10 protein-coding genes are annotated in these 21,674 nt (G+C 74.2%); 2 read left to right on the top strand and 8 right to left on the bottom strand.

What is annotated here, in order from left to right; all coding sequences use genetic code 11:
• Positions 1-289: 289 nt before the first annotated feature.
• The 6 genes from H7H31_RS31925 to H7H31_RS31900 all read right to left on the bottom strand — a co-directional run bounded on the left by H7H31_RS31925 (position 290) and on the right by H7H31_RS31900 (position 14,195).
• Entirely contained in the window at positions 290-1,507 is a 1,218-nt protein-coding gene (locus tag H7H31_RS31925; RefSeq protein WP_232110184.1) for a S8 family peptidase, read from the bottom strand.
• A 681-nt stretch (positions 1,508-2,188) separates the two neighbouring features.
• A complete protein-coding gene (locus tag H7H31_RS31920; protein WP_187064638.1) occupies positions 2,189-6,430 on the bottom strand; it encodes a hypothetical protein in 4,242 nt (1,413 codons plus the stop codon).
• 3 nt (positions 6,431-6,433) lie between these two features.
• Positions 6,434-10,132, bottom strand: coding sequence for a hypothetical protein (locus H7H31_RS31915; protein ID WP_187064637.1), 3,699 nt, complete (start codon positions 10,130-10,132; stop codon positions 6,434-6,436).
• Between the two features lie 445 nt (positions 10,133-10,577).
• Positions 10,578-11,564, bottom strand: a complete 987-nt coding sequence (locus H7H31_RS31910; RefSeq protein ID WP_232110183.1) for an abortive phage infection protein — start codon at positions 11,562-11,564, stop codon at positions 10,578-10,580.
• Between the two features lie 354 nt (positions 11,565-11,918).
• Entirely contained in the window at positions 11,919-12,308 is a 390-nt protein-coding gene (locus H7H31_RS31905) for a GntR family transcriptional regulator (RefSeq protein WP_187060044.1), read from the bottom strand.
• Positions 12,309-12,809: 501 nt separating this feature from the next.
• Positions 12,810-14,195: an MFS transporter gene (locus H7H31_RS31900; RefSeq protein WP_187060043.1), complete on the bottom strand. Its 1,386-nt coding sequence runs from the start codon at positions 14,193-14,195 to the stop codon at positions 12,810-12,812.
• A gap of 453 nt (positions 14,196-14,648) precedes the next feature.
• Here H7H31_RS31900 and H7H31_RS31895 point away from each other — a divergent pair, with 453 nt between their 5' ends.
• A complete protein-coding gene (locus H7H31_RS31895) occupies positions 14,649-15,656 on the top strand; it encodes a glycoside hydrolase family 16 protein (RefSeq protein ID WP_187063442.1) in 1,008 nt (335 codons plus the stop codon).
• 58 nt (positions 15,657-15,714) lie between these two features.
• Here the strand turns inward: H7H31_RS31895 and H7H31_RS31890 are convergent, their stop codons facing one another.
• Both H7H31_RS31890 and H7H31_RS31885 read right to left on the bottom strand, forming a co-directional pair.
• Positions 15,715-19,467: an nSTAND1 domain-containing NTPase gene (locus H7H31_RS31890; RefSeq protein ID WP_187063441.1), complete on the bottom strand. Its 3,753-nt coding sequence runs from the start codon at positions 19,465-19,467 to the stop codon at positions 15,715-15,717.
• Positions 19,468-19,759: 292 nt separating this feature from the next.
• On the bottom strand, positions 19,760-20,164 hold the full coding sequence (locus tag H7H31_RS31885; protein WP_187063440.1) for a type II toxin-antitoxin system PemK/MazF family toxin: 405 nt from the start codon (positions 20,162-20,164) through the stop codon (positions 19,760-19,762).
• Between the two features lie 423 nt (positions 20,165-20,587).
• Between H7H31_RS31885 and H7H31_RS31880 the strand changes: the two genes are divergently transcribed.
• Entirely contained in the window at positions 20,588-21,673 is a 1,086-nt protein-coding gene (locus H7H31_RS31880; protein ID WP_187063439.1) for a sensor histidine kinase, read from the top strand.
• The last annotated feature ends 1 nt before the right edge of the window (position 21,674 follow it).

Below are 21,674 nucleotides of genomic sequence, written 5' to 3'. Positions count from 1 at the left end.
CGCGGCGTACGACCGGCGCGCGCCGCCATCCCACGTCGCCGCCTTTCCGCGCCGACGCGACGGCTGGGCTGGCTGGGGCTGAGTGAGCCCCGGGTCGACGGCTGGGCTGACCGGAGCTTGGGGTCGGGCCCGGACCCGGACCCGGACCGGCGGTCGGCGTGCGCACGCGTGGCGGCGCACCGCGCCGGGGTGACCCCCGAGGCGGTGCGCCGTGTGGTGCGTGTGGTGCGTGGTGTCAGGCCGTGTTACCGAGGGGCCCGCGTCTCGCCGCGGGGCTCCGTTCGGTGGGTTACGGGACGATGCGCAGCAGCTTGTTGGGCGAGCCGCTGCCCGGGTTGGTCACCTTGCCCGGGGTGGCGCCGTTCACCAGGGCGGTGGCCACCTGGGCCGGGGTGGCGCTGGTGTGGTTGGCGAGGTAGACGGCGGCCGCGCCCGCTACGTGCGGGGTGGCCATGGAGGTGCCGGAGATGGTGTTGGTGGCGGTGTCGCTGGTCCGCCAGGCGGCGGTGATGTCGGAGCCCGGGGCGAACAGGTCCACGATGGAGCCGTAGTTGGAGAAGCTCGACCGGGAGTCGCTGCGCGTGGTGGCGCCGACCGTGATCGCCTCGCCGACGCGCGCGGGCGAGGTGTTGCGGGCGTCCCGGTTGTCGTTGCCGGCCGCGACGGCGTAGGTGACGCCCGCGCGGATGGAGTTGCGCACGGCCGTGTCCAGGGCGGAGCTGGCGCCGCCGCCGAGGGACATGTTGGCCACCGAGGGGCCGCTGTGGTTCTTGGTGACCCAGTCGATGCCGGCCACCACGCCCGCGGTGGTGCCCGAGCCCTGGTCGTTGAGCACGCGGACGGCCACGACCTTGGCCTTCTTGGCGACGCCGTGGGCGATGCCCGCCGTGGTCGAGGCGACGTGCGTGCCGTGGCCGTTGCCGTCCTGGGCGACGTTGTCGTTGTCCACCGCGTCGTAGCCGTTGACGGCCCGGCCGCCGAAGTCCTGGTGGCTGACGCGCACGCCGGTGTCGATGATGTAGATGGTGGTGCCGCCGCCCGCGCTGTCGGGGTAGGTGTACTTCTGGTCCAGCGGCAGGTTGGCCTGGTCGATCCGGTCCAGACCCCAGTTGGGCGGGTTGTTCTGGGTGGCGGTCGCGTGCACCGTGGTGTCCTGGATGACCTGGTCGACGGCCGGGTCGGCGGCGAGCTTCTTCGCCTCGCGCTCGCTGAGCTGCGCGGAGTAGCCGTTGAGGGCGGCCGTGTAGGTGTGTCTGACGGTGCCGCCGTACTCGGCGATCAGGCTCTTGCCCTCGCCCGACGTGGAGGCGATCCCGGCGGCCTTGTTCAGGGTGACGATGTAGCTGCCCTTGATGGCACCGGCCGTGCCCGCGTCGACGATCCGACCCTCCGCCGCCTTGGCTTCGGTGGCCTGGGCGGGGAGCGCGGAGACCGCGCCGAGGGCGGTGACGGCGGCCACCGCGGCGACTGCCGTGGCCAGTCGGGACTTGCGCATGGGTATTGCCATGGTGAGGGGTCCTCCTCATCGTGGCGCGCTGCGGTACGCGCGCGGGGGATGCAGGGTGTGCATGCGCGGTTCTCTTCGGGCTCGGCGACGGAGGGGCCGAGGGATGTGCCTGGGACGGACCGTGTTGCCGAGCCGTGCTGTCGCGGTGTGGTGGGGGTAGGTGTGCCGCCCCCCACCGGAGGTGTCGCGGCAGCGCGCGCAGGCCGTCGCTCCCGTGGGGGCGAGCGCCGAGACAGGCGATCGGTACGAGGTGGGTGACGGGCTGCCGTGGCTGAACCTTGGCGCACCCCGCGTACATGACACAAGAGCGCACTGAAGGCCATTTTCCACAGTGATGCACGCTCACGCGAGCCGGCCGCGCGCTCCACGCGCCGCACCCCGGCTCGCATCAGGGCGCGGACCTGCGTCTCCCGCGCGAACTCCGGTGGTCGGCGCGGTGGACGTAAGCCGAAGCGGGTTTCACAACGAGGCGCGTGGTTGTGAACAGGGCCACACGGAGGGGCCGTTGGAGCGCCGGATGGCGCAACAAACAGTTAACACTCCGCGGCGCGCGGCCCGTGCACCGCCCCCCTCCCGAGCGCGTGCCGACCCGCTTCACCCACCTGTGTCGCGGGAGCCGCTCCCGCCCCTGGGCGCAGGGCCATTCGGGTGAGCCCGGGTGGGTGACCCCGCGCGGGCGCGTCACTCCTGGAGCACGAGCTTGCCCAGCAGCGTGCGCGTGAGGGCGAAGTGGTCGGCGTGGACCAGCCGGCGGCCCACCGGGAGTGGTCCGCCGCCCACGGTGACCGTGTCGGTGGCGGTCGCCGCGTCGGTCAGGTACGTCTCGTGCTCCTCGATCCGCAGCCGGTGCACCGTCACCGGCGTCAGGGGCGGGGACGGGGGCGTGAGCAGCCCGGTCCAGACGAAGCCCGCGCCGCGCGCCGCGCAGCCGAGTTCCACCGGTGACCCGACGTCGGTCCAGGCCAGGTCGCCGGCGGTCACCTCGCGTCGCTGGAAGGTGGCCCGCACGCGCCGGCTGGTCGCGATGCCGGGCAGTCCCGCCCCGGCGCGTTCGCCGAGCGAGTTGGCCGCGACCGGGCCGGTCAGCTCCAGTTGGATCCTGCCGTCGGGGGTCATGGTCCCGGTGGCCGTGCGCCGTGGCACCAGTTGGGTGAACTCCGCCGTGGTCACCTTGGACAGGTGCAGCGGGTCGACGGAGTGCGGCTGGTAGCGCGCCAGGGCCAGTCGCAGGTACGGGAAGTACGCGGTGGCGTCGGCCAGTTCGCCCAGCGTGACGTCGATGTCGCAGTACCACAGCCGCAGGCTCTCGTCGTACTCCGGTGTGAACGCCGCGACGGCGGCCGTCACCTGCTGCCCGTCGACCAGCTCGGCCAGCGCCCGATGGGTCGCGGTGGCCGTGGCGTTGGGGAAGTTGGCGGGCGTGAGGAGGGGTGAGGTGGTGGCGTCCGACCACAGCGGGTCGGTGGCGTAGCGGGTCACCAGGTGGTCGGGCAGGTCGGGGCCCGGGGTGGCGCCCGGGTCGAGGACGACGGCCAGCATCTCGTCGTCGCCCGACGAGTACCAGGGGCGCTTGAGATAGGCCCGCACCCCGGCGCGGTGGCGGGTGCGCGTCACCCGGTGCCGCGCGTGGTCCACCTCGCGCTCCCAGGTGAAGGTGGGCACCAGGTGGCTCAGCTCCGGCGGCTCCGGCCGGCGGGTGCTGGGCACGGACCACCCCTGACCGGAGGGGCCCGGGTTGTCCGGGCCGCGCCGGGTGATGAGATCGGTGCGCCGGGTGATGTCCGGGTGGAAGTACTCGCGGAACCGGGTGGTGGCGGTCGGCGTGTAGGTGACGTCGCGGTGCCGGGTGTCGCGGAACTCGTGGCGCACGCCGGACAGCGAGCGGACGTCCTGCGCCGGGCCCACCGTGACGTCCCCGACGTGGGCGTGCGCCGTGACGCGCTCCGGCGCGTCCTGGGTGACGTCGTCGATCCACTCCTGCCAGGTCGCGTCCACGTCGACGCGGCCGGTGCTCGCGGCGTGGTTGCGTACGCTGCCGCCCAGGTCGGCGAAGGTCTCCTCGGCCCTGCGGCGGAAGGTGAGGTCACCGATGACCGGCCGCTCCAGCGGCTTCTCCACGGCGTGCACCAGGGTGAGTTCGACCCACGGGGTGATCAACCAGTTCTCCCCGTCGGCGGCGGCGACCGTCAACTCCTCCCGCTTGTCCGGCGGCAGTCCGGTCGTCGGGTCGTTCCACCGCGGCGAGCCGGTCAGCAGCCGCCACTGGTGGAAGGTGGTCAGGTCGTCGCGGTGCACGTGGCAGCTCATGCGGACGGTTGCGAACGTGGCCTTGGGCAGGAAGACGGTCAGCTCCCGGTCGAGAAGCCCGCGCCAGACGGGTGGGCCGCTGCCCTCCTCGATCTTCAGCCGCAGCGGCCTGGCCTGCGGCCACGGGCCGGGGAAGGCGTACGTCTCGGTGGGCTTGCCGCCGGGCAGCCCGCGGAAGGAGACGCCGCGCGCGAGCACGTCGGGCAGGTACGGCAGGAGCAGCCCGCGGCCGTCGTGGACGACGTACTCGCCGGGCGCGAGGCCCGCGCCGCGGGCCACCGGTAGCGGGGTGAGCGGCACCGGGTCGCGCGGGCTGTGCTTGGCGACGTGGATGGCGCCGACGGCCTTGAGGTCGACGACGCGGTCCGGGTCCTCGGCGAGGCTGACCCGGGTGTCCAGGTAGCTGCCGGCCTCGCGAGAGGCCGCGGCGAAGAACTGCCGCCGCTGCGCCGGGGGCCTGGTGGGCCCGAACGCCGCGTCGTACACGCCGTGGTGCTCGGCCATCTGGAGCGCGGTCTTGGGCGGGCTGACGTGTCGCTCGTCGAAGGGGCGGTAGCGCCGGTCGAGCGTGTCCACCGGTGTCTCGGCCTCGTGGTCGGGGACTTCGGCGTTGCGCTGGATGGCCCACATGTCGGCGGGCAGGGGCGTTCCGTCGTCGGATACCGTGCTGCGGATCACCAGCCGGGGCTCCGACTCGCCCTCCAGGAAGGGCCAGCGGGGGACGATCGCCGGCGGCGGCACCGGCTCCCACCGGCCGTAGGTCAGCGCCTGGGTGACGGTGCTCGGCGGGGTGTCGGCGTCGAGGCCGGGCCCGTTGCCCGCGAGGTCGACGAGGCGGGCGCGCAGGCGGTAGGTGCGCCCGTAGCGCAGTGCGGGCAGGCTGCCGGGGCGCGGCCGGAAACTGGTGTCGAGCGGGAAGTCCGGGGAGAGGTCGGGCTCGGGCACCTGGGGCAGGTTGTCCTCGCCGATGGTGCGGCCGGGCGGCGGTGCGGCCAGGCTCCAGCCGTGCCAGCCGAACAGCGCCTGATGGACGTAGTGGTGGCGGTCGTCGGTCCGGTCCTGGGTGAGCGTGCTGGCCTTGACGTGCCCCTCGTCGGGTTCGGCCTGGATGGCGACCGGGGGCTTGCCCGGCCGTCGGATGGCGTAGCTGCCGGTGCGGGCGCACAGCGGGTACCAGCGGGCCACCTGGCCCGTCGCGTCGTCCACGACGCCGACGTCCACCCGGTAGCCGCGGACCAGGTGCGCCGCGTCCAGGACGGCCGTGGGGGCGGGGGTGCCGTTCTGGTCGACGCCGGCCACGTGGCGCGCGTCGGCCTCCAGTTGGTCGGCGAGGTCCGCGTCCCGCCCCTCGACGAGCACGGTCAGGCCCGCGCCGTGCAGCGCGGGGGGCGCGGTGGCCTCGGGCGCGATCGCGCCGGCGGGCTCCAACGGGTCGGCGAAGAGTTGGTCGAAGATCCGGGAGAACTCGACGAACTTCATCGCCGCGCCGTCCACGTCGAGGTCGGTGACGTGCACGCGGCTGTCGCCGAGGCCGAGCATGCGGTGCCCGTACGGGCCGGCGTCGTCCGCGTACGCCTCGCACCGCTGCCCCGCCACGTAGCGCAGCCGGGTCCACGGGCGCAGGCTCTCGTCCGCGTTCAGCCCCTCGTGCGGTGGGGCGAAGGTGACGCGGGCCTGCCACTGGTCGGCGAGCCCGGGCGGCGGGGTGACCAGCAGGTCGAGGGCGAGGCCGAAGCGTCGCAGCAGTTCGGGGTAGTCGGCGAGGAGCGCGCAGGCAGCGTGGAAGTCGAGGTCCGGCTCCTGTGGTGGGGGCGGCGGCGGGTCGGGTTCGGCGCCGGGCTCGGGAGGCGCGGGGCGCCGGTCGTAGAAGCGGTACGCCTCGGCGAGGCCGAGTTCGGCCTGGAAGGGCGCGTAGTCGGGGTGCGAGCGGTCGATGTAGCGGGGCCGGTACGGGTTGGCGGCGGCCTCGGCGGCCGGTTCGCCCGGGCCCTCCGTCGGGGCGCGCCCGATGAGTCGGTCGAGCCGCTGGTAGGAGGCCCCGACGGAGCGGGCGAGGTCGCGGACGGGCTCGGTCAGCGGCGTCGTCAGGTCGTCCGTGTGGGGGTGGTCCCAACTGGGCGGCGGCTGCGGCGGCACCCTCGGCGCGCCGCCGGGGGTCGCCACGCCCTCGCCGCCCGGGTCGGGGAAGGCCCGGCGGACGGCGGTGGCGGTCGCGGCGTTCTCGTACAACGTCGTGACCTGGGCGTGTACGGCCCGGCTCGGGAAGGACCGGAGGGTGATCGGCTCGGCGTCGGCCGCGAGGAGCGCGGCCGTGGGCACGGTGACCCTGGTGTCGGTGGGGAACAGCTCGCGCCACAGGGTGCTGTCGGGCGGCGAGTAGCGGTCGGGCTGCGGGGCGGTGGGGGCCGTGGCGCTCGCCCCGCCCGGCGCCGCCCGGAACTCCACCCGGAGGGCGTCGGCGTAACGGGCCAGGGTCTGGGGCCAGTCGACGAAGTGGGTGAAGGCACCCAGTGTGGTCCCGCCGGTCAGGCGGGGGGTGACCAGCACCGTCAGGCGGAGCTGGGCATCGGTGGTGAGCCCGTCGGGCAGGACGGTCCACCGGATCGACTCGGGCATGGGTCAGCTCACTTCCGCGAAGGCGGTGCAGTACTCGTCGACGGGCACGCGCTGGACGCCGGTGACCGGGTCGGGGTAGGGGCTCATCATCTCGGCGAAGGTGGGTGGCCGTACCGCGTCCGTCGCCGTACCGCCGAGCGCGGCCAGGCTGTCGCCGCCACCGCCCACGAAGGTCTTCTCGCACTCGATGGTGACCGACTGCGACCAGAAGCCGATATGGATGCTGATCGAGATCCTGGCCCGGCCCGACACGCGGCCGGGTTGCCAGGTCAGTTCGAGGTACAGCTCGATGGAGGCGGACACGATGCCGAGCACGTCGACCTCGCCGCGGGCCCGGAAGTAGCCGCTGAGCCGGGCCTCTCCGGTGTCGAGCTCCAGCCGGAAGTAGATGCCGGCCATCACCGAGAGGCTGCCGCTGGCCACGCCGAAGTTCATGGAGACCGCGGCGCCGAACTCCAGGGCCGCTTCCAGGACGGCGACCCGCTTGGGGGTGAGCACGATGCCGAAGAACCCGCCGCCGCCCAGCATGGAGACGGTCAGCCGGAAGGGGGCCTGTCGGGTGCAGAAGGAGAACCCGACCTCCAGCGACTTGCCGACGAACGGCAGGTCGAGGTAGGCGCCGAGGCGCAGGTTCTCCAGGCTGAACACGCCGACCGCGAGGTTGGGCAGCGGCAGCGCGTACGAGGCGACGATGCCGCTGCTGGTGACCTGGATGCCGGGCGGGTCGCTGAAGCCGTCGATGGGGATGAGCTGCCGCAGCGTCTCCACGAAGGACAGCGGGCCGGTGAACTTCACGCGGCGGAAGGCGACGTCGACGTCGAGCTTCTTGCCCGCCCGCGCGGTGAAGCGGATGCGCTCGAAGTCCAGCCGCATGGCCTTGAAGTCGGGGATGAGGACGAGGTCGAACTCCTCCAGGCTGCAGGTGATGTCGGCGCCGGCCGTCAGGTCGGAGCGCAGCGACCCGCGCAGGTCGACGATGAGCGAGAAGCGCCCGGTGGTCCTGCCCTGGTCGTCCTCGTGGGGGACGAAGACCGGGTTGCCGGCGGGGAAGGGTTTGATCTCCGGGTTCCACTCCAGGCGCGCGTTGAGGGTCTCGGGCAGCTTGGCGCCCCGCCCCGCCTTCTCCAGCGCCTGGCGCAGGGACAGCACCTGGCCGGCCCCGTTGTTCCAGGTGGCGACGGTCTGCCGGACCCGCTCCAGGAGGGCCCGCACGCCCGGGTCGGCGCCGGGTGGCAGGGTGCCCAGCAGGTTGGTGAGGGCGGCGTCGAAGGCGTCGAAGGCGTTGTCGACGTCGGTCAGCTCGATGGGGCCCGGCCTGCCGGCCAGGGACTGGGCGAGGTAGTCGCCGATGATCGTGACCAGCGCCTCGGCGGTCTCCACCACGCGGCGGCCGGCCGCCGCGTACTGCTCGGCCTCGTTGCGGATCAGGTCGCGGACGCGGCGCAGTTCGGAGAGGAAGCCGGTGACGGCGTTGATGGTCTCGGTGAAGAAGTTGGGTACCTTGAGCGGCTGGTCGAGCCCGGCTTCCTTGATCAGGTCGGCCAGTGGCAGGATGCCGAGCAGGTTGGCGCCGAGGGCGCCGATGGCGTCCGACGCGTGGAAGAAGTCGGCCGGCTCGAAGTCGCCGTTGGCGATGGTCTCCAGCGCGTCCGCGCCGCCGGCGGCGACCCCGGAGACCGGCCCCGTCTTGCGCGAGAGGCCGGCCACGTCGAAGCTGGGCGCGACCAGCCCGCCGGAGCGGTCACTGCGCCCGCTGAAGTTCATGGTGAGCGGGACGTTCGGCGCGCCGAGCACGGGCAGCACGTTGAGGAAGACCTCGCCCAGGTTGGCCTTGCGCAGCCCTTGGTCGACCTGGCGGAAGCCGGACTGGGCGTAGCGCTGGGCGTACGTCACCGGCACGGTCAGGTCGTTGCCGCTGAGCTGGCTGACCGCGGGCACGGTGACGGCGGCCCAGCGGAGCTGTGGCAGGAACTGGGCCTGCCGCGGCGAGGGGCTGGCGAGCCCGGGCGGGGCCGCCACGCCCCACACCATGTGGGCCACGTCCAGGCTGGTGTCGTCCGGCTTGGCACTGGGCGCGAGCGCCACGGCCTGCCCGAGGAGGTCGGCCTTGGTCTCGGGGGCCGGTTCGAAGGCGGCGTCGGACGTGGCCGGCGGCAGCGGCCCCAGGTCGTTGTACCTGGCCACGATGGCGGCGAGCTGGTCCCGGCTGCCGCGGTCCTCGGTGAGGAAGAGCAGCGGCGTACGGAACTCCACGGTCCGCCCCTCGTGGTCCACGGCGGTGACCTTGAACCGGAAGGGGCTCTCGGAGCGGGTGGTGGGGAAGAAGTCGCAGGACTCGGGGGTGGGGATGTCGTTGGTGAGGTTGGGGGTGACCAGCGTGTCGACGCGCACGGTGGTGAAGGGGAACCGCACGTTGGCCAGGGGGCCGGTCGCCGGGTCGCCGATCGGCAGGTCGCGTTTCGGGTCGTAGGTGCGCAGCGGCTCGCGTACGACGATGAACCGGCGCTGGCGGAGGTAGCCGGCGCGCGCGTCGTCGAACGTGCGCTCGGTGACCTGGATGAGGTCAGCCCGGTGTCCGAAGGGGCACAGGAAGCCGGAGAACATCAGGCGCACGTAGTGGTCGCGGCCCATGGTGGCGCGGTGTCGCCACTCCGAGAGCGTGACGCCCTGGGGGCGCTGGTCCTGCCACTGGCCCAGGCTGTCGAGCCAGCCGCCGACGGCCGACAGCATGAGGTTCTCCACCGCCACCGGCAGCGGCTTGAACGGCTGTCCCTCGGGCGTGGTCAGGCCGTCGTTGGCGGTCAGGTCCACGATGGCGCCGCGCTGCGGGCCGCTGATCGAGGTGGTGAAGGTCTCGGGAGCGCCCGGATCGGGGTCGCGGTCCCGGTTCCACACCGCGCGCACGGTCCGGTCGGCGGGCCGCCCGCTCGGGTGGGTCAGCCGGGTGTGCCACAGCTCGACCCGCTCCCCCGGCTCCGGGTCGATCGCCCCGCGGTGAATCCACCGCGCCCGCTGCGAGGGGGAGAGCAGCAGTCGGTAGGGCAGTTCGATGCCGGTGTGCGGGCGGGCGGGGTCGGCCAGCGGGTCCTGCGGTACGCGCCCGGCCGCGCTGGCGGCGGCCGGTTGGGGCGCGGCGGCCTCGACCTCGGCGCCGGCGGCGGTCGCCACGGCGAGCGTCGCCTCGGCGCCGTAGCGGGCGCTGAGTTCGGCGGTGGTGCGCAGCAGGCGCACCAGCGCGGTGGCCCGGAGCGCCGCGTCCGGGGCGGGGTCGGCACCAGCGTCGGCGCCGTCACCGCCCGGGGTGAGCGGTTCGGGGACGGTGAAACGGAGGGTGGCCGGGGAGTCGGGTTCGCGGGCCGCGTCCACGACGCGCAGCGGCAGCGTCCGCATGGCGTCGAGCAGCCCCTCCTCGGCGTACTCGACGGCGTCGTCGGGGCCCACCTCGAAGACCAGCACGCTGCGCCCGCTGATCAGCGAGCCGACGGGTGGGTCGGCCGGTGGGGTGGGGCTCTCTGCCTGGAACACCTCCTCCAGCACGTGCTGGGGGCCGAAGGTGACGACGAGGAGGCCGTCGCGGGCCGCGTCGGCGCGGATCAGGTAGCGGCGTCCCAACCGGTTCTCGATCACGAGGCCGACGAAGCTGAAGGCGAGGTCCAGCAGGTCGGTGCCGCGTAGGACGCGAAGTGGTGACGGTGAGCTCATGATGCCCCTCGGGCCGTGCGCTCGGGGATGGGCGGAGGCGGAACAAGAGCGGCCACCTGCCCGGGTGTCCGACCGCCGCGAGCAGGCACATGCTGCATCTAGCGCTTATCTACCGCGCACGGCGCGAGCGCAGTAGCACCCGAACGGGTGATGCGGGAGCCCGCCCCGCGCGCCCCGCGACCCGCCGCACCATGCGAGGGGGGTCCGTACACCCATCCGGCACACCCCGCTGACGTGGCCGTCGCCGGCACGACGCGGCCCCGCTCCCCGCCCGAGCGCCGGCGCGCGCCCGGCACGTGAAGGGTGCGGCCAGGCACGCGGGAGGGACGAACGGACGGGGGACGGGGCGAACGCGCGGGGACGAGCGGGGACGGGGCGCGGGAACGGGCGGGGACGCGCGGCGGGGAGAGGGTGAGAAGTGGAGCGCGAGGAGGTTCTGGCGGGTTCAGCACACGCGCCGCGCGCGCCCGAAGTGTTGGGCCAGGGTGTGGAAGGACTCCTTGGGCTCCCAGTGCCAGTCGGACGTGGGGTCGTCGGGCCGCGCCCTGATGGTCTTGACGATGCTGTAGCTCGCCATGTCGAGGTCGTACAGCGGGTCGGCGACGTGCGGCGAGTCCGGGCTGACGAAGCTGTACGCCATGGCCGCGTACAGGTCCATCGACTCGAAGACGCCGAACACCTCGCTCAGGTAGGCCGCCTGGGTGCGTTCGCTGCGCACGAGGCCACCCTTGATACGCGGCGGCTGCACGTCGTAGTCGACGACGTTCCAGCCCATGCCACCGTGGTCGGGGGCGCCGACGAAGGTGCAGGTGCCGCACTCCGCGATCGCCACCGGCTTCCCCCAGCGCTGGAAGGTGCGCAACTCGCGGACGTAGTCGGCGTGGCGCTCGTGGTGTCCGTAGTAGTTGACACTGACGATGTCGAAGAGGCTCCAGTCCACCTCCTCGTCGGCCGCCGCGCCGTAGGTCAGCGCGCCCCGGAAGACGGACCTGCCCACCGCTGCCGCGCGGGCGGTGAACGAGCGCAGCCGGCGGGCCAGTTGCCAGGGGTCGTACGTCCCGTTCAGCAGGTTCTCGACGCGCTCCAGCACGTTGTCGCCCGGAACGATGCCGGGCACGTAGAGGACGAACTCGCAGCCGACGCTGAGGTGGACCTCGGCGCCGCCGCGGCGCAGCCGCTCGGCGTGTCGGCCGGCCTCCGCGAGGTGGTCCAGGATCTCTCGTTCGGGGCGGTCCGCCAGCCGGGGTTGGAGCCAGACGTGCAGGCCGCGCTCAGCCGCCTCCGACGAGGTGGCCGCCAGGTGGTCGATGCCGTCGCCCCAGACGGAGACGGTGCTCGCGTGCAGGTCGTCCTTGATGGCCCGGATGTCCGCGCGCATCCTGGCCGGGGTCCACCCCGCGTCGACGGCCTCCTCGCCGACCTCGTAGCACACGCCCCGGTGGGTGAGCCCGCCTCCTCGTCGCGCCCCGGCCGTGGGGCGCCCCGCGCCCGACGCCGGTGTCGCTCCCCGTCCCGTGGCTGCCGCTGGGCCCGCGCCCAACAGCGTCCCCGCCGCCGCGCCCCCGGCGGCCCCCGCCAGGGCCAGGAACCTTGCCCGGCTGATCCCGTCGCTGCGCACCGCGCCTCCTCCGTGTCGTCCCGTGGTCGGTCCGCGCCCGTACGCGCCGGGCGTCGCTCCAGTGTGGGAAGCACGGGTACGCCCCCGCGTCATCCCTCGGGCCAGGGGGTGGCGACCAAGGGATGAACGGGCGGCGGGGGTCGGCTACTTAAGTCGGTCAGGTGGCGCTCAGGTCAGGCGGGTCTGGTCGCGTCGCACCTCCAGGCGGGACTCGCGCACGCTGCGGCCCACGGTGTCCACGCGCTCGGTGAGGTCGTCGAGCCGCTCGTCCAAACGCTCCAGGTGGCGCCGCATCCCGGCGACGGCGTGCACCAGGGAGCGGACCGTGGGGTCCAGCTCCGGATCGGCGACCACGACCCCCGGCGTGAGCAGGTTCTCCAGGAGCACCCCGTCCTCGGCGAGCCGCTGGTAGGCGGCGGCGACCGCCTTGGTGAGCACGCCCAACTCGTTGGCCAGAGCCTCGGGTTCCGGCAGGGCGTCACCGGGCTGGTAGACGCCGTCGGCGATGTCGCGCCGCACCCGCGCCACGACCTCGTCCGACCTCAGTAGCTTTCGCATCCGGTCCATGCTCCGAACGTAGCCCCTCGCCGGGTCGCCCGTGCGGGCGCGTGCGGGTCGGCCGCGGGCGCGGGGCGAGGGCGCCGTGGGGTGGAGCAGCCGCCGCCGTCCGCGCAACCCCCCTCGGGCGTGCTTGGCGCGGCCGGACAGTGGCCTCTCCAGGCTGCGGCTTCCCCAGGCAGCGGTGGCGCGGGCCGTGCCGCTCGTCATGTCCGCGGTCCCGGTGGCGCCGGCGCGGAGGGCTGGCCGGGCGTGGCGTCCTGGTCGCGTCGCGTCTGCGGACGACGCGACCAGGCGGTTCCCCCCGTGCTCCGGGCCGTGCGGCCCCCTGCTGAACGGCGAGCCGGAGGTGGTGCCCTGGCGACGTGTCCCGCTCCCCGTTCACGGTCCACTGTGCCGCGCGGGCGGTCGGCCCGTCATGGGCTCAGCGTGCACGGTTCCTTGGCATGGCGTGCACCCGGGCCACGGCGGGTGGGAACCGTGGCGTGGCGTGCGGCCGGCTCACGCGCGGCGTGCGCGTACGGCCAGCGCGGCGGCCAGGGCGGTCGGCAGGAGGAGCAGCGCGAAGGCGGCGGCGTACCCGGCCGGGTCCGGGGAGCCGACACCCAGGCAGGCGTTGAACAGGGCGGCGGTGAGGCCGAGGACGCTGATCTGGCCCAGGTTCTGGTTGGTCTGCATCGCGCTGCTGGCGTAGCCCTGCCGGTCGGGCGGGCTGTGGGCGAGCGAGAGCACGGTGAGGGACGGGGCGTACATGCCCATGCCGACGGCCGCGACAGGCATGGCCGCCGCCGCCGTGTACGCGGGCACCGACGCGAGCGTCCCCACGGCGGCGATCACCACGGCCGCCATCTGCACCAACGCGCCGGCCACCACCAGCCGGTGGCGGGGGCAGCGCGGGAGCAGGTGGCCCTGTACCCAGGAGGAGGCGGCCCAGGCCAGGGCGGCTCCGGTGAAGGCCAGGCCGATCACCACGGGGGGCGCGTCGCGTTCGGTGACCAGCAGCAGCGGAACGAACGCCTCCAGCGTGAAGAAGACGCCAGAGCCCAGGCCGCACAGCAACACGGTGGCCGGCAGGCCGCGCGCCGCGCGCCAGGTGCCCGGCGGCAACAGCCTGGGGGCGAAGACGACGAGGAGCGCGGTCCCGCCCGCCGCGAACAGCAGGTGGCGCGGGTCCCAGGCCGAGACGCCGTACTGGGCGAGCGCCGCGCCCACGCTCACCCCCAGGGCGACCAGCAGGGCGGGGCGCGCGGGTTGGTCGGCGGCCGGCTCGGCGGGGCGCGGGCGGGAGTGGGCGCGCAGCGCCGCCATGACGACCAGCGTGGGCAGCAGGGTGAGGCCGGCGAGGCCGAAGAACACGGCGCGCCAGGACCACCATGCGGTCACCAGGCCGGCGAGCGGCGGGCCGACCAGCGACGGAACGATCCAGCAGGCGCTCATCAGCGCGAGCGCGCGCGGGCGCAGGGACTCGGGGTACGCCTGGCCGATGGCGGTGTTGATCGCCACCGCGACCATGCCGCCGGCCACGCCGTCCAGGAAGCGTCCGGCGGCCAGTTGCCAGATCGTGGTGCTGGCGCCGGAGACGAGGAGGGTGACCACGGCCAGCACCAGGCCGACGGCCAGCGGGCGGTGCGCCCCGGCGCGGTCGGCCCAGTGCCCGCCCAGCACGCCGCCGAGCAGGCTGGCGGCCACGAAGCACCCGGCGACCAGGGGGTAGAGGGTCACTCCGTCCAGGGCCCGGGCCGCGGTCGGCAGGGTGGGGACCACGGCCAGCGCGGCCAGCCCGGTCAGGAACATCACCGCGGCGAAGCTGGCGGTGGCGGTGGCGTACGTCCGGGAGAACAGGCCCTCGTCGGTGGCTTCGGCCGGGGCCAGCGCGCGGTCAGTCATCGCTACCCGCACGCCGGCTGCCGCCGACCTCGGAGCCCTGGTGGCGGGCGCCGACGGGACGCGCCTCGAAGCACCTCGGGCGCGGGTCGGCCGGCGCGGTGGCAGGGCGGAGGGCGGCGTCGGGGTGGGGGCACCCGAGGCCGTGGTGGGCGTCAGTCACAGCGGGACCCTAGCCAGTGGACCCGGGGGCGTCGATCGATTTGTGGGGCGGGAGCGCCGGCGGAGCACGCTGGCCAAGCCCGCGTTGTTCAGTGGTCGCGGAGCGGCTTGCTGAACAATCCGCGCGCCGCTGACCTGGGCGGGCCGGCGACTTCCGGGGTGGGCAGGGCACCCGACGCCGCTGGCTCCGGGGCGCCTGGGAGGGGCCCGGTAGGCGGGGTGGGAACAGGCCCGCCCCGTCAGTCCACAGCGTCGCGCGCGGTGTTCTGCGCACCGCCGAGAGGGGATCTGAGCATGCGGAAGAAGGGCAGTTCGGGCACGGCCCGGGGGTTGGTGGCCGCCGCCTCGATGGCGGCGCTCGCGGTGGCGGTGCCGGCGGATCGCGGCCTCGCGGCGCCGGCCACCCCCTGGGAGGCGCAGCCGCACTGCGCGGCGGGCCGAATACCCGGCGCGTACGACGTGGAGCCCGTGGCGGACGCCGCCGCGTGCGCGCCGACCGAGGGCGGCCAGGGCGCGGCGCAGGGGCCGACCGCCGGTGCCGGGCCGGCACTCGCGGAGGCGGCCCGCACGGCGGCGGAGCGCCACGGCTGGGGCCCGCCGCTGCGCAGGTGGTCAGACGAGTTCGACTACGGCTCGGCCAGCAAGCCGGCCGTGCCCGACCCGGACAAGTGGAAGCCGGCGGGCGGCGGGGTCGCCAGGTGTTGGCCCGGGCACGCGGGCAACGGCAGGCGGTGCGACAAGAACACTCGGGTGTACGGCGGGGTGTTGCGCCAGACCGGCGAGGCGAACGGCGACAGCGGCTGGCTCGCCTCGCGGTACGGGCAGCGCTACGGCCGCTGGGAGGCGCGGGTCCGCTCCGAGGGCGTCGGCGAGAACAACGGCCGGCAGTACCACCCACTGTTGATCCTGTGGCCGGACTCGGAGCGGTGGCCGCAGGACGGGGAGTACGACTACCTGGAGAACGGCGCGCCGGGCGAGGAGTGCGCGGAGGCGTTCATCCACTACCCGCACGACCCGGACGTGCCGGTGCAACAGAAGTTCGCGCGGAAGTGCGGCGTGGACCTGTCGGCGTGGCACAACATCGCCATCGAGTGGACGCCCGACCACGTGCGCGGCTTCGTCGACGGCGTCCAGTGGTACAGCTTCTCCGGTGGCGCGAACGCCGACCGCGAGTGCATCCAGTGCGCCCCGTCCATGCACCAGACGATCCAGCTCGACAACTTCTACGGCTCCGACCTCCAGGGCGCGGTCTACGAGGTGGACTGGGCGCGGGTCTACCCGTACTCCCCCGACTCGCCCTGACGCCCTGGCCGTTCCTGATCCGCCCAGGGCTGTCGGCGACCGGCGCGGGGGCGTCCGGTCAGCGGCAGGGTGGGTCGTAGGGCAGGTGGTGGACGTGGCGCCGCCAGGCGGCGCGGGTGAGGGTGGCGCCGGAGGCGGCGCACGTGCGGGCGAGCGCGTGGGCGACGGGGAGCAGCCACACGCGGGTGGTGGCGTCGTAGCTGCCGGTGGCCAGGGCGGTCCCGCTCGGGTGGTAGGCGAGGGAGGTCACGGAGTCGTTGTGGCCGGTGATCCCGTCACCCACGGGGCGGGCGGCGGCCGGTCGGCTGGTGTCCCACAGCCGTACGGCGTTGTCGCTGGCGGCGCTGGTCAGTTGGCGCCCGTCGGGCCGGAAGGCCAGGGCGTGCACGGTTTCCTCGTGCCCGGTCAGGGGCTTTCCGGCCGGCGTTGGCCGCCGGCGGTCGGTGACGTTCCACAGGCGGACCCTGCGGTCGGCGCTGCCGGTGGCGAGCGTCGCGCCGTCCGGGCTGAACGCCACGGCGGTGACGAAGCCGTCGTGGTCGGCCAGGGGCTCGCCCAGCGGGCGGGGGTGGCCCGGCTCGGCCACGTCCCACAGCCGCGCGGTGTTGTCCTCGGCGCCGCTGGCGAGGGTGTGTCCGTCGGGGCTGAAGGCCACGGAGGTCGGCATGTCCCGGTGGCCGGTGAGCGAGCGCCCGGTGCGTCGCGGGTGGCGTGGGTCGGCCAGGCTCCACAGGCGGATGGCGTCGTCGTCGCCGGCGCTGGCCAACAGGCGGCCGTCCGGCCGGAAGGCCAGGCCGGTGACGGGGGCGTGGTGGTCGGCGAGCGGCTCACCCAGCGGTCGCGGGTGGGCCGGGTCGGCCACGTTCCACAGCCGCACCGTCTCGTCCTCGCCGGCGCTGGCCAGGTAGCGGCCGTCGGGGCTGAAGGCGAGGGAGGACACCGCGCCGTCGTGCCCGACGAGGTCGGCTCCCCTGCGCGGCCGGGCCGGTCGGGAGGTGTCCCACAGCCGGATGTCGCCGCCCGTGCCGGCGCTGGCCAGCAACCCTCCCCGGGGGTGGAAGGCGACCGTGTTGACGGGTTGGGTGTGCCCGGTCAGCAGCGTGTCGGGCAGGCGCCACAGCCGTACGGTCTGGTCCCGGCCCGCGCTGGCCAGGGTGCGGCCGTCGGGGGCGAAGGCGACCGTCCACACGCCGTCGGTGTGGTCGGTCAGCGGCCGGCCCAGCACGCGCGGGTAGTCCGGGTTCTTCACGTACCACAGCCGCACGGTGTCATCGAGCCCGGCGCTGGCCAGGGTGTGGCCGTCCGGGCTGAAGGCGAGGGACCAGACGGCGTCGTCGTGGCCCGTCAACGGCTCGCCCCTCGGTCGCGGGCGGGCCGGGTCGGTCACGTTCCACAGCCGGACACTCCGGTCGTAGCCGGCGCTGGCCAGCGTGCGCCCGTCTGGGCTGAACGCCAGCGCCCACACCGGCTCCTGGTGCCCGGTGAGCGGACGGCCGCGCGGGGTGGGCCGGGCGGGGTCGGTCAAGTCCCACAGGCGTACGGTCTCGTCGAAGCCGGCGGTGGCCAGCGTCGCCCCGTCCGGGCTGAAGGCCACGGAGCGCACGCCGTCGGCGCCGTCGGCGACCAGGGGCTTGCCGAGCGGGCGGACCCGCTGCGGCCGGCTCAGGTCCCAGCGCCGGACGGTGCTGTCATCGCTGCCGCTGGCCAGGGTCCGCCCGTCGGGGGAGAACGCGAGCGTGATGACGCCGTCCTCGTGCCCTCGGAGCGGCCGGCCCACCGGGACCGCGCGGGCCGGGTCGGAGACGTCCCACAGTCGCACGGAACCGTCGTGCCCGGCGCTGGCCAGCAGCGCGTGGGCGGGGCTGAACGCCAGGGCGCGCGGCCCCTCGTCGCCGTGCGCGGTCAGCGGCCGTCCCACGGGCCCGCGCCGTCCGCCGGAGACGTCCCAGAGCCGGATCGTACGGTCCCGGCTGGCGCTGGCCAGCAGCCGCCCGTCGGCGCTGAAGGCCACTGCCGGGATGAATCCCCGGTGGCCCGTGAGCGGTGCGGACAGCGGGCCGTGCGCGTCGGCGACCAGGCGCGTGTAGAGCCCGTCGCTCGCGCGCCGGTGGTAGGCGGTCGCGTCGAGTTGGGCTGCCAGCGAGGTCCGCGAGCCGCGCAGCGCGTCGGCCTCGGCGGTGATCTGGTGGAAGACGGCGGTGTCGCGCTCGGAGCGTGCCGTGCCGCGCTGTTGGACGGCGACGACCGCGGCGCCGGTGGCCACCAGGGCCAGGGCGGCGAGGCCGGCGATGGCCGAGCGGCGCAGCCGCAGGGTGCGCCGGCGGTGGCGCACCGAAGCGGCGAGGAAGGACTGTTCCAGCGCGGTGAGTTCGCGCTGGCCGCCCGCCGGGAACGCCTCGGTGGCGGCGGCCAGCCGGCTGCCCCGGTACAGGCTGCCCGGGTCGCGGTCCAGGTCGTGCCAGGCGCGGGCCGCGTCGGTGAGTCTGCGGTGCAGGCGCAGCCGATCGCGTTCGGCCTCCACCCAGCGGCGCAGCCGGGGCCAGGAGCTGATCAGGGCCTCGTGGGCCAGCTCGACGGTGTCGCCGTCGATGACGAGCAGCCGGGCGGCGGCCAGCCGTTCCACCACGGCGGTGGCGTTCTCGGCCGCCTCGAAGTCGAGTTCGCCCCAGTCGATGGGTCGGCGGGTGGCCGCCGTGCCCCGCCCCGGGGTGACCATGCGGAGCAGGATCTGCCGGGCCAGGTCGGCCTGGGCCGGGGTGAAGCGCCCGTAGGCGTCCTCCGCGGTGCGCGCGATGGCGCCGCGCAGTCCCCCAGCGACCTCGTAGGCGGCCTCGTTGAGCGTCGCGCCCTTGCGCCGGAGCCAGGTCTCCAGGAGGGCGTGCGACATGAGCGGCAGGCCGCCCGGCTCGCCCTGGACCTCGGCCAGGATGCGGTCGGTCAGGGAGCGTTGGACGACCAGGCCCCGGCTGCGGGCGGGCCTGGTGATCGCCTCCCGCAGCTCCGCGTCGCTCATCGGCCCCACCAGTACGGTGGCGTCCTGCATGGCGGCGGTCAGCCCTGGGTGCTCGGTGCACGGGTCGAGGAAGTCGGCCCGCACGGTGATCACCACGCCCAGCCGGTGTCGCGGCTCGCGCGCTGCCAACAGGCGGTCCAGGAACGCGGAGCGCTCGGCCGGGTCCTCGCACAGCGTGAACAGTTCCTCGAACTGGTCGACCAGCAACCAGGTGTCGCCCGTGCCCTCGGCGGCCTCCAGGCGCGCGGCGTGCGTACGCAGCGGGTGGGCGCCGGGGGTGAGGATACGGATCGCGGCCACCGGGCGCCGTGCGTCGTCGCCCGCGCGCAGCCGGGGTACGAGGCCGGCCCGCAGCAGCGACGACTTGCCACTGCCAGACGGCCCGAAGACGGCGATGAAGCGGTGCTCGCGCACGAGGTTCGCCAGGCGTTCGGTGAGCGCCTCGCGGCCGAAGAACACGTCGGCGTCGGCCACGTCGAAGCGGGCGAGCCCCCGGTACGGTGCGACGCTCTCGCCCTGCTCCGCCGGGCGCGGCACGGCCTGGTCGACCCGGCGCCAGCGCTCCTCCCACTCGGCGGGGTCCGCCGCACAGGCCCGTACGTAGGCGAGCGTGACCGCCAGCGACGGCAGCTTCTCCCCCGCGGCGGCCTGCGACAGGGCGGTGACCGAGTAGCCGGCGCGCTGCGCCATGGTCCGGTAGGTGGGGTTCCCCGCCCCGCGCCGCAGCTCGCGCAGCGCGTGCGCGAACCCCTGCACCGGGCCGGCACCGGGGTCCAACGGAATCTCACGACGTCCCACGCTGCCCGCCCCACCGCTGCCAACTCCGCACGCACGTCCGCCGTTTGTGCCGCGCGGACGCACCGGACGGCTCTTACGGTAGGCAGCCGCCAGCGCGCTGTGCAACCGAGCACTCACGCTCCGAGCGCCCCCGGACCGAGGGGTTTCGGGCGGGCGTCGGGCCCTGGTCCACGGCCGCGCCCTGGCGCGAGCGCGTGCGCGCGCTCCCGGTGTGGGACGCCGCGGAGACGGCCAGCACTGGTCACCTGGACGAGATCGCCCACACCGTCGGTGGCGTCCGCCCCCTGCCCGTTCACTCCGGTCCACCGAGGCGGAGGGTGTCCTTCATCTCGCTGAGCTTCGCGGCTGCCGTCTCGGTCCACTCCCGTGGCTGTCCAGCAACACGGAGGGCGTCCTCGATCTCGCCGAGCTTCGCGCGGGAGAGCACACCAACCCGCTCGACCAGGTCGTCGCGGGACACGGTGGTCAGCCACGTGCACGGGGTGAGGCCCGGGCGCGGGAACGCGAACCGCAACACGCCTTCGAAGGGCAGTCCTTCCGTGGCGCCCACGGCCACTTCCACGCCCAGACCGCTGATGTCGACGCCCGCCGGAGGGACGACCTGCATCGCCCGGAGCCCGGACGCCTCACCTCCCGGCAGCAGCACGACCGGCCGTCGCTCGTCGAACTCGACCCACCAGACTTCACCGTGTCGCATGGGTCCTCCTGGCACGTTCTGCGGTGCGGGCGCCGGTGAAAACGGGTGCGGCCACCGTTGACCATCGGTGTGCGGGCTGGAGAGCACGCGGTGGCCGCAGGTCACAGCGTAGGCCGCGTCCGTTGGCGGGAGTCATGGGAGGGCCTGACGCAGCGGATAGCGGGCCCGCTTCGCGCGGGCTCACCCCCGACGCCCGGCACCAGGCTCGGCCCAGCTCGCGCCCGCCGCCGTCACCACCGCCACCAAGCCGCCCTTCACCCACAAGAACCACCATCTACGGCCGGAGTACCAACTCCCGCAAGATCGGACGCAGTTCCTCGCTCTGTCGAGTTTCGGCCCGGCGGCGGTAGCCTGGGCCGCATAAAGCGCGGGGACTACGGCACCACGAGTACGCTGCAGGGTTACGAAGGCGGGGGAATGACTATGGTGTCCAACGCGGCGGACTGGAAGACGAGGGCCGAGTTATCGCCGGCGGCCCGGGCCGAAGTGGCGGAGCAATTCTTTCGACGACTGGGGAGCGTCGGCAGCCCCCTGGTCAGCGAGGCGTCACTCAGCGAATTGCTGAGCAGGCAGGTCCAGCTACTCCTGAACGATCTCGGTCGCGGTGACGCGACCGGGAACGGGCGCCGTTCACAGCCGAGCGAGGAATCGCTGCGGGGTGCGGCCGAATTCAGCCGAAGACGCGCCTCTCTCGAGATCCACCCGACCGAGACCGTACGCGCCGCCGGCCTCTTCTACGAGCTGACGCTGCCCGTGCTGATCCGCGAGACGCTGGGCGAGGGGGCCACGCCCGACGCGGTGCTCGACCTGGCACTGGACCTGCACGACGCGGTGATGACGCAGATCGCGCTCGGCTGCGTCGGGTACATCACGTTCCTGCGCGAGAAGATCCACAGCTCGCACCGCGACGAGCGGCGTCGCATCGCCCGGGACCTGCACGACCGGGTCTCGCACGAGATCCTGGTGGCGCTGCTCAGCACCGAACTGTGCGACGGGGCGCTGACCCGCGATCCGGAACTCGCCCGCACCCGACTCAAATCGACCGAACAGGCGCTCCGCGAGGCGCTGCAAGTGATCAGCGAACTCTCCGGTGAGCTCCGCGATTCGATGACGAACACGGACTTGGAACGCTCGCTCAAGCAATTTCTCGAATCCGCGATTCCGCAGGACGTGCGGGTCGATTTCGCGGCGACCGGAGACATTGGCGGACTGCCCGCACCGGTGGCGGAAGAGTTGTACTACATGCTGCGCGAGGCGATCAGAAACGCGCTGCGACATTCCGCCCCGCGCCACATCCGGATCACGCTGCGCGTGTCCGGATTGCTCGTGCGGGCCCTGGTCTCCGACGACGGCAGGGGATTCGACGTACGGACGGCCTCGCGGGCGCGGCACGACGGACTCACCTCCATCCGCGAACGGAGCGAACTGCTCGGCGGAAAGGCGCGGGTGCACAGCTCGGTGGGGCGCGGCACCACCGTCGGCGTGTCCATTCCCCTGGTCAACTGGTGAC

Source organism: Streptomyces buecherae, from assembly GCF_014295035.1.
Classification (GTDB): domain Bacteria; phylum Actinomycetota; class Actinomycetes; order Streptomycetales; family Streptomycetaceae; genus Streptomyces; species Streptomyces youssoufiensis.
This window is presented reverse-complemented; position numbering and strand designations above follow the sequence as displayed.

What these genes read in the sequence shown, in the direction of transcription:
- H7H31_RS31925 (WP_232110184.1), bottom strand. Translation starts at nt 1,507, where the DNA reads ATGGCAATACCCATGCGCAAGTCCCGACTGGCCACGGCAGTCGCCGCG.
- H7H31_RS31920 (WP_187064638.1), bottom strand. Translation starts at nt 6,430, where the DNA reads ATGCCCGAGTCGATCCGGTGGACCGTCCTGCCCGACGGGCTCACCACC.
- H7H31_RS31915 (WP_187064637.1), bottom strand. Translation starts at nt 10,132, where the DNA reads ATGAGCTCACCGTCACCACTTCGCGTCCTACGCGGCACCGACCTGCTG.
- H7H31_RS31905 (WP_187060044.1), bottom strand. Translation starts at nt 12,308, where the DNA reads ATGCGAAAGCTACTGAGGTCGGACGAGGTCGTGGCGCGGGTGCGGCGC.
- H7H31_RS31900 (WP_187060043.1), bottom strand. Translation starts at nt 14,195, where the DNA reads ATGACTGACCGCGCGCTGGCCCCGGCCGAAGCCACCGACGAGGGCCTG.
- H7H31_RS31895 (WP_187063442.1), top strand. Translation starts at nt 14,649, where the DNA reads ATGCGGAAGAAGGGCAGTTCGGGCACGGCCCGGGGGTTGGTGGCCGCC.
- H7H31_RS31885 (WP_187063440.1), bottom strand. Translation starts at nt 20,164, where the DNA reads ATGCGACACGGTGAAGTCTGGTGGGTCGAGTTCGACGAGCGACGGCCG.
- H7H31_RS31880 (WP_187063439.1), top strand. Translation starts at nt 20,588, where the DNA reads ATGGTGTCCAACGCGGCGGACTGGAAGACGAGGGCCGAGTTATCGCCG.